Origin of the sequence: Winogradskyella psychrotolerans (assembly GCF_018860565.1) — a bacterium.
Lineage (GTDB): Bacteria > Bacteroidota > Bacteroidia > Flavobacteriales > Flavobacteriaceae > Winogradskyella > Winogradskyella damuponensis.
Genome location: NZ_JAHKPS010000001.1, coordinates 94637 through 108855, shown reverse-complemented (window position 1 = coordinate 108855; position 14219 = coordinate 94637). Strand labels below are relative to the sequence as shown.

Annotated in this window: 10 protein-coding genes; 8 read left to right on the top strand and 2 right to left on the bottom strand. The window is 34.2% G+C overall.

All coding sequences use genetic code 11. The annotated features are described in order from the left end of the window. Together KO504_RS00485 and KO504_RS00480 are read right to left on the bottom strand one after the other, a co-directional pair. Positions 1-2472, bottom strand: a complete 2472-nt coding sequence (locus tag KO504_RS00485) for a polysaccharide biosynthesis tyrosine autokinase (RefSeq protein ID WP_215924264.1) — start codon at positions 2470-2472, stop codon at positions 1-3. A 10-nt stretch (positions 2473-2482) separates the two neighbouring features. Further along, positions 2483-3283 (bottom strand): polysaccharide biosynthesis/export family protein, encoded by an 801-nt coding sequence (locus KO504_RS00480; RefSeq protein WP_215924262.1) that lies wholly within the window; start codon positions 3281-3283, stop codon positions 2483-2485. Between the two features lie 102 nt (positions 3284-3385). Here KO504_RS00480 and KO504_RS00475 point away from each other — a divergent pair, with 102 nt between their 5' ends. From KO504_RS00475 to KO504_RS00440, 8 genes are all read left to right on the top strand, one after another. Next, positions 3386-5248 carry an ABC-F family ATP-binding cassette domain-containing protein gene (locus KO504_RS00475; protein WP_215924260.1) on the top strand — a complete coding sequence of 621 codons (1863 nt, stop codon included), beginning with the start codon at positions 3386-3388 and terminating at the stop codon, positions 5246-5248. 49 nt (positions 5249-5297) lie between these two features. Beyond that, positions 5298-6068, top strand: a complete 771-nt coding sequence (locus KO504_RS00470) for an O-methyltransferase (protein WP_215924258.1) — start codon at positions 5298-5300, stop codon at positions 6066-6068. 90 nt (positions 6069-6158) lie between these two features. Then, positions 6159-6848 carry an ABC transporter ATP-binding protein gene (locus KO504_RS00465; RefSeq protein ID WP_215924256.1) on the top strand — a complete coding sequence of 230 codons (690 nt, stop codon included), beginning with the start codon at positions 6159-6161 and terminating at the stop codon, positions 6846-6848. A gap of 270 nt (positions 6849-7118) precedes the next feature. Then, entirely contained in the window at positions 7119-7694 is a 576-nt protein-coding gene (locus KO504_RS00460; RefSeq protein WP_215924254.1) for a cob(I)yrinic acid a,c-diamide adenosyltransferase, read from the top strand. 254 nt (positions 7695-7948) lie between these two features. Continuing rightward, the gene (locus KO504_RS00455; RefSeq protein WP_008272287.1) at positions 7949-8170 is read left to right on the top strand and encodes a DUF2795 domain-containing protein; all 222 of its coding nucleotides are present in this window, start codon (positions 7949-7951) and stop codon (positions 8168-8170) included. Between the two features lie 226 nt (positions 8171-8396). Beyond that, on the top strand, positions 8397-11750 hold the full coding sequence (gene secA, locus KO504_RS00450) for a preprotein translocase subunit SecA (protein WP_215924252.1): 3354 nt from the start codon (positions 8397-8399) through the stop codon (positions 11748-11750). A 237-nt stretch (positions 11751-11987) separates the two neighbouring features. Further along, positions 11988-12668, top strand: a complete 681-nt coding sequence (locus KO504_RS00445) for a hypothetical protein (RefSeq protein ID WP_215924250.1) — start codon at positions 11988-11990, stop codon at positions 12666-12668. Positions 12669-12742: 74 nt separating this feature from the next. Next, positions 12743-13306, top strand: coding sequence for a hypothetical protein (locus KO504_RS00440; RefSeq protein WP_215924248.1), 564 nt, complete (start codon positions 12743-12745; stop codon positions 13304-13306). Positions 13307-14219 lie beyond the last annotated feature (913 nt).

The window sequence follows — 14219 nt, the reverse complement described above, 5'->3', positions numbered from 1 at the left end:
TCATATTTTTTTTAAGAAATTCTTAATCTTTTTTAGAAGTGAAGAATCGTCTTTTTCATGATATGTATTTCCATAAACGCCGTAGCCATAACCGTAGCCATAACCGTAGCCATAACCATAATTATGATTGTTTTTATGTCTATAAAAATTAAGCACAAAACTTACATTTTTAAGTTCGCCTGATCGATGTTTTGCATTTACCAGTTGCAGCATTCCTTTTTTAGTATAATCCAATCTCACCATAAAAATAGTGGCGTCAGCATATTGCACTAACTCTAAGGCATCTGTAACCAAACCTAATGGAGGTGTATCTAAAATAATCATGTCATACTCTTGCTTAAGTATAGTTATGAGTTCTTTTAGCTTATCTCCCATCAATAATTCAGAAGGATTTGGAGGAACTGGTCCCGAAGGAATTACATCTAAATTTTCAATATGAGTACTCATAGTAACTTCATCCAAACCACTGTCTCCTATAAGATAATTTACAATACCTCTTTCGTTAGTAATATTAAAATCCCCAAAGATTTTTGGCTTACGTAAATCTAGTCCTAATAAAATGGTTTTTTTTCCAGAAAGGGCATAAACCGTTGCTATATTAATTGATGTAAATGTTTTCCCTTCACCACTAACTGAAGATGTTATCATTAAGGTATTCGCCTTTGTTTCAGAAACAGAATTTTTAAAAATAAACTGCAAACTCGATCTAATTGCTCTAAAAGACTCAGCCACAGCAGATTTTGGCTTTTCATAAGCCACTAAATTATTTTTGTATCGGTATTTACCTATTAATCCTAAAATTGGAATTTTAGACATCCTTGTAACTTCGTCTGAACCATGAATGGTGTTATCTAACAGATAAACTACAAAAATCAAAAACATCGGAGAGAAAAAACCAATCATTAAGCCCATCATGTAATTTAATGCTCTATTTGGTCCAATTGGAGCATCACCAATATCCTTAGCTTCATCTATAACCGTAATATCCGATACGTTTGCTGCTTTTACTATGGCAGCTTCACCTCTTTTAGCTTGATAAATATCAAAAGCTTCCCTACTCAAATCTAATTTACGCTGAATCTTTAAATATTCTTGTTGGTCCTCAGGAAGCCCTATAAGCTTAGATTCTAAATTAGCTATCTTTCTACCTATAGTATTTAACTTTACTCCAATAGTATTTTCAGTAACATTAATAGCTTCTAGCAACACATCCTTTTCTGTATTGAGTTGGCGATCTACATCTTCAAAAAGGATAGACCCTTCTTTAGTGGAGTATTCAAGGTTTCTTCTTTCTACAGAAAGAGCTATAATTCGACTTACACCTGTTAAAATATTCACTTCCTCAATACCAACAGATGAAGGCGCTGCAATTTTAGTGTAGTCTGTTTTTGTTCTTAAATAATTTTCTAAAGTATTTAAATAATCTAACTTAGATTCTTCATTTAGTTTTTCTAGATCGTAAGCCTTCAACTGTTCTGAAATCTGACTTATTTCATCCTCTACATTAAAGACCTTATTATCCTTTCTAAAGCTATTCATTTCATCCGTTACAGCTTTCAGATTTAAATCTACGGCACCTAAACTACTATCAATAAACTTTATGGTATTTGTAGCATAGAGATTTTTTCGTTCTAATTCTGTTCTACTCAAAATAGCAGATGTTGCATTGAGAAAGTCAACAATTTTAGATTTATTCTTCCCTATAAGTGACAACCTTAAAACGGATGAAGACTGTTTAGAGTAAGGCTCAATATTAATACTGTTTTTATATTGATTTACAACACTATCAAAATTTAAATATTTTACAAAGTATGTGTCACCTTTAGTCACCAACACCTCGGGCTTTAAATTAACAACTCCATTAAAAAAAGGAATATTTACAACCTCACCATACTTAAACACTTTAGAAAACATCCCTACACTAACACTAGTTGTCAATTTTTCCTTAGAATCAAATACTTGAGTCAAAACCTTATTTTCAGTAAACTCATAAAAAATCTCATAAGATAAGTCATCCAGAAGTTTAATCCCTATTTCCTTATTTAATGCCTGAGGCTTAGACTTATCTGTTATAACGTTAAACGGAGCATCTTTATAAATATCTATAAGATGGTATTTGCCTTGTTTGAGATATAATTTATAATACTCTAATGAATCAATAACTAATTCATTATGAGTTCTTGTTTTTATTTCTGTTAAAATACTACCTACTTTACCAGAAACCCCTCCCCAATTAAATGAAATACTTGTATTAGCCGTAAAAAATGGGTTTTGCTCATTATCTATAGTAACCAAAGAATCTAACCTATAAATACTCTCCTTTCGTACATTAATAAAATAAGCAACGAGTAAAGCTGCACCTACACAAAATAAAATTAATTTCCAAAGATTCAGTGCTTTAAATAAAAACCCTTTAAAATCAAAACCTACACCTTGTGAATCCCCTTCGCCTATATCTTCGTAATCCCTCATATATAAATAATTATAGTCTTGAATAAAGCAATACTGAAGTCGCCAATAATGACACAATAGAAGCTATAGTACTCAAACTAGATACAGCTGTTTCTCCTGTACCAATAGATTTTTGTCTCAATGGCTTCACATATATAATATCATTAGGTTGTATATAATAATAGGGAGATTTCATAACATTTACATCTGTTAAATCTAAACTATGTATTTTTTGACCTTGAGGGTACTGTCTAATAATTAAAACATCTTTTTTATTCCCAGTTACAGGTATTTCTCCAACATTTGCTATCGCCTCAAAAATGTTAACACGCTCCGAAAACAACACATTACTTCCTGGCGAACCAACTTCACCATTTGCTGTATAACGCAAACCTGCCAATTTAACAGTTACAAAAATATTTGCAGTTTCTTTAAATTGCTCATCGAGCAACTTTTTTTCAATTATCTTTTCAATTTCTTCAGTTGTAAAACCCAAAACATTAATATAGCCTAAAGTTGGAATTCTAATATTCCCATGAACATCTACAGTAAAACCATCAAAATAAGCACGTTCTGCACTACTAGCATTTAACTTCTCTTCGCCACTTGGGTTCAAGATAGCTACAGCTTCTTGGTCTATAGATTTTACTTTTATATTAAGAATATCATTAACCTGAATTCTATAAGGCTTCTGAACTTCACTCAAGTTATTTGGAATAGTATCATTATTTGACCTCCCTTTGTCTTGTAAATAAATAGTGTCCTTATGAGGAATACAGGACGAAACAATAACACAACTCAACACAATAATTAAAAGCTTAATACGCTTCATATGTACAATAAATCTTTAAAGACAAATATAATGCATCAATAGTAATATCAAAACTATTAGTATTCTTTTTGGTTTATTTCCGTTCTTTGTAAAAAAAACAGTTTGAATTACCTCAACGTCGAAAACATTTCTAAGTCTTTTGGAGAGCTTGTACTTTTCAAGGATTTATCATTTAGTATTCATAAAGATCAGAAAATTGCTTTTGTAGCTAAAAACGGAAGTGGAAAAACTTCTATTCTCAATATTTTAGCTAGAAAAGATTCTCCAGACGATGGTCAAATCGTCATTAGAAAAGGATTACGATTAGCATTTTTAGATCAAGAACCCGATTTAGATCCTAAGCTTACACTTAAAGAAACCATTTTCGCTTCAGACATCCCCATTTTAAAAATCATTGAAGCCTATGAGTATGCTTTAAAAAATCCTGAAGACGCTGATGCTTATCAAAAAGCTTTTGAAGCTATGGACCGCCATAATGCTTGGGAATTTGAAACCCAATACCAACAAACGTTATCGCAATTAAAGCTAGACGATTTATCTATGAAAGTAAGCACACTTTCTGGCGGTCAAAAAAAACGTCTAGCACTAGCTCAAGCACTATTAAGCAAACCGGATATTTTAATTCTTGATGAGCCAACCAACCATCTCGATTTAGAAATGATTGAATGGCTAGAAGACTATTTCGCAAAAACACAACAAACCTTGTTCATGGTTACGCACGACCGCTATTTTCTAGAACGTGTCTGTAATGAAATTATAGAATTAGACCATGGCGAATTACATACTTATAAAGGAAATTACTCTTACTATTTAGAAAAAAAAGAAGCCCGAATAGAAAACCAGGCCACCGAAGTTGGCAAAGCCAAACAGCTCTTCAAAAAAGAATTAGATTGGATGCGTCGCCAACCCAAAGCGCGTACCACAAAATCAAAAAGTAGAATTGACGATTTCCATGAAATAAAATCTAAGGCACACCAGCGCCGTAACGACCACCAAGTGCAATTAGAAATTCACATGGAACGCCTTGGAAGTAAAATTATAGAATTCCATAAAGTATCTAAAGCGTTTAAAAACAAGACTATATTAAAAGATTTTGAATACACTTTCAAAAAAGGGGAACGCATAGGTATTATTGGAAAAAACGGAACAGGAAAATCGACATTTCTAAACCTTTTAACACAGAGTTTGCAACCAGATGCCGGTAAAGTAGTTATTGGAGAAACTGTTAAAATTGGCTATTATACTCAAGGAGGAATAAAAGCAAAACCCAATCAAAAAGTCATTGACGTCATTAAAGAATTTGGAGAATACATCCCATTATCTAAAGGCAGACAGATTAGTGCTCAACAATTATTAGAACGTTTTTTATTCGACAGAAAAAAACAATGGGATTTTGTAGAAAAACTTAGTGGTGGCGAACAAAAACGACTGTACTTATGTACTGTTTTAATTCAGAACCCTAATGTCTTGATTCTCGATGAGCCTACCAACGATTTAGACATTGTAACTTTAAATGTCCTTGAAGATTTCCTTAGAGACTTCCCTGGAGTATTATTAGTGGTATCTCACGACCGTTACTTTATGGACAAAATTGTGGATCATATGTTTGTCTTTAGAGGTGAAGGTATTGTTGATGATTTCCCTGGTAATTATTCCGATTTTAGAGCTTATGACAGTAGCCAACCAAAGCAAATTGAAACGGTAGAAAAAATTGACAATACAAAAGCTGAAAAGCAAAATGAAGCCAACAAACTAGACTACAACGAACAAAAAGAATACAAAAATTTAACCTCTAAAATAAGGTCATTAGAGTTAGACAAATCAGAATTAGAAGCTAAATTCCTTAATCCAGACCTATCCCAAGACCAAATCAGTAAACTTTCAGAAAAGCTGCAAGCAATTATTGATACCATTGAAGAAAAAGAACTGCGCTGGTTTGAATTAGCCGAAAAATTGGAAGGTTAATAACAAATCTACAATGGCAAAGAAATTTTAAAACTCGGAAATCTAAAACGTGTACCAAATAAAAGCATATATACAATTCCTTTTAAAAGCCACCAATCAACATGGAGTCCACTCCCCTTTTGTCTATAATTTTGTAACTAAATGCCTTTATGACAAAACAAGTTATGAAGCCTATACAAAACTCAAACATTATAAAAAGGATTTAAAGGACTCCAACACAACTCTTAATATCACAGACTTAGGTGCAGGTTCAAAAACCTTAGATGCCAAGCAACGAAAGGTTAGTGATATGGCAAAAACCTCTAGTAGTTCTAAAAAAGATGCTCGGTTATTATTTAGACTTTCTAAGTATTTCGGTTTTAAAAAAGTTTTAGAATTAGGAACGTCTTTAGGCATGGGAACTTATGCTATAGCATTAGCAAATAATACTTCGCAAATAATTACAATTGAAGGCTGCTCAAATACATCTAATTTCGCTCAATCTATGCTAAAAAAACAGGGCATTAATAATGTTGAATATAAAATTGGAAATTTCATTGATAAAATCTCTGTTTTAAACGATAACAACTTCGATTTTATCTTCTTCGACGGACATCATAATAAAGACGCTACCATTCAATATTTTGAAGCTTTAATACCAAAAACTCATAATGATTCTGTTTTTGTTTTTGATGATATTTATTGGTCTAAAGGTATGACGGAAGCCTGGGATTACATAAAAAACCACAATGCTGTAACGGTTACTGTAGATTGCTTCCATATGGGGTTTGTTTTCTTTAGAAAAGAACAAGCAGAAGAACATTTTAAAATTAGATTGTAACAAGTCTACAACTTTAACGTCTTATGTAATGAACCGATTTTTTAAATTCCTTTATCTTGCAGAAGATTTAAGTAATAATATCTTTTATATATGAGTGACAACGTCATCGAAATTAGAAACATCATTAGAGATTTTAAATTAGGACAAGAGGTTGTTCATGTACTAAAAGGCATTGATTTAGACATAAAGCGTGGCGAATATGTAGCCATAATGGGACCTTCTGGATCTGGCAAATCTACACTAATGAATTTATTAGGTTGCTTAGATACACCAACCGCTGGTTCATACAACTTAAACGGGAATGATGTAAGTCAAATGTCAGATGACGAACTTGCTGATATTAGAAACACCGAAATAGGTTTTGTATTTCAAACCTTTAACTTACTACCAAGAACAACAGCGTTAGATAATGTAGCTTTACCTATGGTATACGCAGGAGCTTCAAAAAAGGAACGTATAAAACGCGCTACAGAAGTACTTACAGATGTTGGTTTATCAGACCGAATGGACCACAAACCTAACCAGCTTTCTGGAGGACAACGACAGCGTGTCGCTGTTGGCAGAGCTTTAGTTAACAAACCTTCTATTATCTTAGCAGATGAACCAACTGGTAACCTAGATTCTAAAACAGGTACCGAAATAATGGCTCTTTTCGATGAAATTCACGCTGCTGGTAATACAGTAATTATGGTAACTCACGAAGAAGACATTGCAGCACATGCTAAACGTGTCATTCGTTTACGAGATGGTGTTATTGAGAGTGATACGTTTAATCAGTAGACAGTGTTCGGTAAGCAGTTACTCTTAGCCTTTAGCCCAAATTCGTCATTTCTAACCAAAAACTCTATTCTCTATAATCTTGACTCTTGCATCCTGTCTCTTTCCTATCGACCAATCACCAACAACTCACAACTCTTTGATCTATCCTCTTTATTCTATTTCCTTCACTCTTCATCCTCAAATCTCAAAACTTCACACTTTACAAATAAAACATATAATTTTTAACTCATAATTCTCAACATTTAACACATAACGCTTAAATTTGTTTACATGAAAGTATATACAAAAACAGGAGACAAGGGAACAACCGCACTTTTCGGTGGCACACGCGTCCCTAAACATCATATAAGAATAGAAAGTTACGGCACCATTGACGAGCTCAATTCGCACATTGGTTTAATCAGAGACCAAGACATTAACCAATTGTATAAAAATACATTAATGCATATTCAAAATCGATTATTTACAGTTGGGGCTATTTTAGCCACAGATCCAGAAAAAGCAACTCTAAAAAACGGTAAGGCTCGCTTAAATATTCCGAAAATAGCAACCGAAGACATTGAGAAATTAGAAAAAGAAATGGACCTTATGGAAGACAGCCTTCCTCCAATGACGCATTTTGTTTTACCAGGCGGACATCAAACCGTGTCATTCTGTCACATAGCACGAACAGTCTGCCGTAGAGCTGAGCGTTTGGCGTCGCATCTCAACGATTTAGAACCGTTTCAACCTGAAACATTGATGTATATTAATAGACTATCTGACTACCTTTTTGTATTGGCACGGAAGTTGTCACATGACTTACAAGCTGAAGAGATAAAATGGATTCCTAATAAAGAATCATAACTTATTTATTAAAATCAGAATAGGATTACAAATCACAATAGCTAATCCGAAACCAAAGGTTGAAGATTATACGTTCTTTTATTACTGATAAAACATTTATAAATACCATTTGAATTATTCAAATCACACAAATATAAATGTTCAACGAGACCGATAAATTAATTTACATAAACTAAGAGCTAATTAATGTATTTTTTTCTTGGATTGTTCAACTAAAAAATTATTTTTGCAAAAAATAAAATCACAACGCAATTATGTATTGGACATTAGAATTAGCATCTTATTTAAGTGATGCACCTTGGCCAGCGACCAAAGACGAGCTTATTGACTACGCTATTAGAACAGGAGCACCTTTAGAAGTTGTTGAAAATTTACAAGCGATAGAAGACGAAGGAGATTCTTACGACTCTATTGAAGAAATTTGGCCAGATTATCCTACTGACGAAGATTACCTCTGGAATGAGGATGAATATTAACATATAAAATTATCACAAAAAAGTCTCTTGCGTTATTATAACTGAGAGACTTTTTTTATTTTCGGATGGTTTTTTTAATTCCTAAAGATTAAAACTAAGCCGGAAATTGTAAAATTCACAACTAACCACGGTCTCTATTAGTAGACTTTAGGCGTGTTTAAAACAAACGAACTGAAATTAACAAAAAAAAGATTGACACCAATCAATCCGTTACAAATATTATAATATGACATTTTTAGATAAAGTACTTAAAGTTTTTGTTGGAGATAAATCCAAACAAGACGTTAGTGCCATTAAGCCTATTGTTGAAAAAATAAAAACGTTCGAAAAAGCTTTAGAGGCTTTATCACACGATGAACTGAGGGCAAAAACTGCCGAATTTAAAGCAAAAATTGCCGAAGCTAGACAACCGCTTCAAACAAAAAAGGACGAACTTTTAGAAAAAGCGCAAGTCACTGAAGATATTGACGAGCGCGAAGACATCTATTTGGAGGTCGATAAAATAGACGACCAAATATACGATGTAACAGAAGGAGTCTTAAACGATATTCTTCCTGAAGCATTTGCTGTTGTTAAAGAAACTGCTAAACGTTTTGTTCATAATACACAGATTCCTGTGACGGCAAATGCTTTTGACCGTGAAATTTCTGGTAGTCACGATTATGTAACTTTAGAAGGCGATCAAGCCATTTGGGCGAATTCATGGGATGCTGCAGGTAAGCCAATTACTTGGGACATGATTCACTATGATGTTCAGCTTATTGGTGGTATTGCTATGCACCAAGGTAAAATTGCCGAAATGCAAACTGGTGAAGGTAAAACGCTTGTAGCAACGCTTCCGGTATATTTAAATGCTTTAGCAGGTAAAGGAGTACACTTAGTAACGGTTAACGATTACTTAGCAAAACGTGATAGCGCGTGGATGGCACCAATATTCCAGTTTCATGGAATGAGTATTGATTGTATTGATTACCACCAACCCAACTCTGATGCACGCCGTAAAGCATACAACGCAGATATTACTTACGGAACTAACAATGAATTTGGTTTTGATTACTTACGTGATAACATGGCACATTCGCCAGACGATTTAGTACAACGTCCGCATCATTATGCTATTGTCGATGAGGTCGATTCAGTATTAGTCGATGATGCACGTACACCATTAATTATTTCAGGCCCTGTACCTCGAGGAGAAGAACACGAATTTGATGCTCTAAAACCTAAAGTACAACAAATAGAAGAAGTACAACGTAAATACTTAGTTGGTGTTTTAGCCGAAGCAAAGAAATTAATTGCAGCAGGAGATACTAAAGAAGGTGGTTTCCTATTATTAAGAGCTTACAGAGGTATTCCTAAAAACAAAGCCTTAATTAAATACTTAAGTGAAGAAGGAATTAAGCAATTACTTCAAAAAACGGAAAACTTCTACATGCAAGATAATAATAGAGAAATGCCTAAAGTAGATGCAGAACTCTATTATGTGATTGATGAAAAAAATAATCAAGTTGAGTTATCAGATAAAGGAGTCGAGTTCTTATCTGGTAAAGATGATCCTGATTTCTTTGTAATGCCAGAAATGGGTACAGAAATTGCTAAGATCGAAGCCATGGGCTTATCTTCTGAAGAAGAAGCCAACCTTAAAGAAGATTTATTTAGAGACTTCGGTATCAAATCAGAACGTATCCATACCTTAAACCAACTTTTAAAAGCTTACGCTTTATTTGAAAAAGACAATCAATATGTTGTTATGGACAACAAAGTTATGATTGTCGATGAGCAAACAGGTCGTATTATGGATGGTCGTCGTTATTCAGACGGACTGCACCAAGCGATTGAAGCTAAAGAAAATGTAAAGATTGAGGCTGCTACACAAACTTTTGCAACTGTAACGCTTCAAAATTACTTTAGAATGTATCGTAAACTGTCTGGTATGACAGGTACTGCGGTTACAGAAGCAGGCGAACTCTGGGAAATTTACAAATTAGATGTTGTAGAAATTCCAACAAACAGACCAATCGCTAGAGATGATAGAGACGATTTAGTATACAAAACGAAACGTGAAAAATACAATGCAGTTATTGATGAAGTTGTAAAACTAGCAAATGCAGGTCGTCCTGTTCTTATTGGTACAACTAACGTTGAAATTTCAGAGCTTTTAGGTAAAATGTTAAGTATTCGTAAAATTGAACATAACGTCTTAAACGCGAAACAACATAAAAAAGAAGCTGAAATTGTAGCACAAGCGGGTAATGCAGGACAAGTAACCATTGCTACCAATATGGCTGGTCGTGGTACCGATATTAAGTTAAGTGAAGAAGTTAAAAAAGCCGGAGGTTTAGCTATTGTAGGTACTGAGCGTCACGATTCGCGTCGTGTAGACAGACAGTTACGTGGTAGAGCTGGTCGTCAAGGAGATCCAGGAAGTTCACAGTTCTATGTGTCTTTAGAAGATAACCTAATGCGTTTATTTGGTTCTGAACGTATCGCTAAGATGATGGACAGAATGGGCTTAAAAGAAGGAGAAGTGATACAACATAGTATGATTTCTAAATCTATTGAGCGTGCACAGAAAAAAGTGGAAGAGAATAACTTTGGAGTGCGTAAGCGTTTATTAGAATATGATGATGTTATGAACGCGCAACGTGAAGTCATTTACAAGCGTCGTCGTAATGCCTTACATGGTGAACGATTAAGAGTCGATTTAGCCAACATGATTTTTGACACGTCTGAAGGTATTGCTGAAACTAATAAAAACGCTAACGATTTTAAGAATTTTGAATTCGAATTAATTCGTTATTTCTCTATGGAGTCGCCTATTTCTGAAGCTGAATTCGGAAAAATGAACGCCACTGATATCGCAGGAACTATTTATAAAGCTGCTTTTAAACACTACAGAGAAAAAATGCAACGTGCTGCTGATTTAGCATTTCCTGTAATTGAAAATGTATATAACACGCAACGCGATAAGTTTAAACGTATCGTTGTGCCTTTTACAGATGGTGTTAAAAACTTACAAGTAGTTACCGACTTAGAAAAAGCATACGAAACCAAAGGAACACAGTTAATTAATGACTTTGAAAAAAACATTACATTAGCCATTGTTGATGATGCTTGGAAAGTACATTTACGTAAAATGGATGAACTTAAGCAATCTGTACAGTTAGCCGTTCACGAGCAAAAAGATCCTTTATTAATTTATAAATTTGAATCTTTTGAGCTTTTTAAAGCTATGATTGACCAAGTTAATAAAGATGTGATTTCCTTCTTATTTAAAGGTGAAATTCCACAAGAAACAGCTAACACCATTCAAGAAGCAAAACAACGTAAACAAGAAAAATTAGAAACTCAAAAAGACGAGATTCAAAATTTAGATGAGCGTTCTTCACAAAGTAGACAAGCTGGTGAAGGTGCATCTCGCCAACAACAAGTGGTAGAAACTATTGTTAGAGAACAACCTAAAATTGGTCGTAACGATAAAGTAACCATTAAGCATGTAATGAGTGGTGAGGCCAAAGAAGTAAAATATAAGCAAGCTATCCCTTTAATTGAAAAAGGAGAATGGGTTCTTGTTGAATAACACCAATTCCTGCGGACGCAGAAATCTTATTTATAGAATTAAAAATCCTGATGTAACCCATCAGGATTTTTTTGTGATGCACAAAACGTCACTTCTAGTGTTCCAACTTTTTTTTTCGTTGTAACATATCGAGAAGTATCAAAACACAAAAAATCATATAGACCCAAATTCCTTAATCTCATCAGATTTTAGTAACTTGTAAAAACAACAATTCAATCCAAAAATCCACCAACCAACATGAAACACATCATCACAGCTATAATGTTCACAGGACTCTTAGTGTCTTGTAATTTATCAGACAAATCAAAAACAATCACGCAAGAGGCTGACATAACAAAAACTACAACAGCACCAACAACAAAAGAAACCAATACCACATTACAACCTATTGATACAGATGAAGCCTTAATTGCAACCGCATTAATGGCGGCTCCAGAAGCCAGTAGAGCTAATTGTAAAGTTATTGGCTATAATATGGCAGGTGAATTTGTAACGCTAAAAGAAGGAGATAATGAATTTATTGTTCTTGCCGATGATCCTAAAAAGAACGGGTTCAGTGCAGCATGCTATCACAAAGATTTAGAACCATTTATGGCAAGAGGACGCGCCTTAAAAGCCGAAGGCAAAAAACACCAAGACATTTTTGATATCCGAGAAGAAGAAATGAAGGCTGGTAAATTTACAATTCCTACCGGTGCAACATTACATATCTATTCCGGACCAAAAGCCGAATACGATCCAGAAACAGCAAAAGTAGACAACGCCAAATTACGTTACGTGGTGTATTTACCGTGGGCTACTGCAGCATCTACCGGTTTACCAGAAGCACCAGTAGCATCTAACCATCCTTGGATTATGAATCCTGGTACACACCGTGCACATATTATGATTTCACCCTTAGCAAACGATAATAAGTAGAACGCAAAGTTAGACTCGTATGGCTACAAACCCTTACTTCTAACCATCCATACACTAAAACCTAACCACACATTATGAAAAAAATCTTGATCGTAATAATCGTAGTTCTTACCTCAAACATCGTAAGCGCACAGTTTGTAAAGGAAAAATCAATAAATGCCATAATCGGATACGGCATTAGCGTACCTTATAATAGCATGAATGATGTAGCTGATCGTGGTCTTTTATTACAAGGAGAACTCGTTCTAAAAGTCCGTTCTTGGTTTGAATTAAGACCTTATGCTGGTCTAATTTTAACGAGTTCAAATGGCAAAGATTTAAATAATAAACCTACCGATGAAAAGGCAGAATCAAAAGCCTTTTTACTTGGAGGAAAAGCGAGACTTAGAGCTCCAATTCCTTGGGTAGCACCCTATCTTGAACTAGGAATCGGAACGTCCATCGGTAAATTTGAAACCCTCACACTCTTGGATAATATTGACAAAGGCGGTATGATCTTTCACCTCCCTATTGCATTCGGTTTGGAATTGGGAAAAAACAATAATGTCGATTTAGGATTTTCCTATTACTACCAACCATCCGTTGAGCAATATGTTGGAGCGATAGCTCTAGGATTCACAATTCCATTGAAAAAATAAGATTTTCTAACAACACAAGGTTCTAAATCCGAGATCCAATTCCATACTACAACACTTCAAATCAAAGTAGTGTTATACCAAAACGCCCTACATTTTCATGCAAAAAACGCAAATCCCAAAATACAGGTTATAGCGTGGTTATAGCGTGGTTATAACAAATTTATAGTACCATACTATCAGGTAACAACAAGAGCAAATTATATCTAAACATCTTAATAGATCTTTAATAACAACACACATCATATAGCGTTACCTAACTACTTACCAAAATCCTCGTGAATTTTCTGTTTGGTTTTTACTCACTAACTCACAGACACACAAAACATTAATAACCAAACACATAAACACAAATATCAGCACCAAATTAAATGTAAGATTGAAAAACAATTAAAACCAATAGATATAAAAATCAACAAAAAAAAGTATTCCAATTGCAAAGGAAGGCCCAGGAACTGTAATGCGAACCCAAGATAACTTTGGAGGAATGGCTGTATGTTTTAACGATTTACCTAAAGGAACGAATTTCCCCCCTTACTTAATGGATTAGATAATAATAGTTGCCACTGTCCGCATTGGGGTTATGTGTTGAGCGGAGAACTACTTGTAAAATATGACGACGGAAAAGAAGAAATACTTTCTGATGATGCTATTTATTATTTATAAAACGGACACACAGCAATAGTTCAAGAAGATGTAAAACTAATTGAGTTCAGCCCTTCCAAAGCATTTAATGACGTCATGATACACGTTGGAAAAAAGATGGCTGAATTAGGTGGCTAATACAACTGTCTACAATACATTACACAGCCATTAAAAGCTTATTATCAACGAGAAATAGACTATATGAGCAATAAACGATGAAGGCCTATTATTTGTAATTGTTTTTTATCAAAATCTATTAGAAAACTTCAGA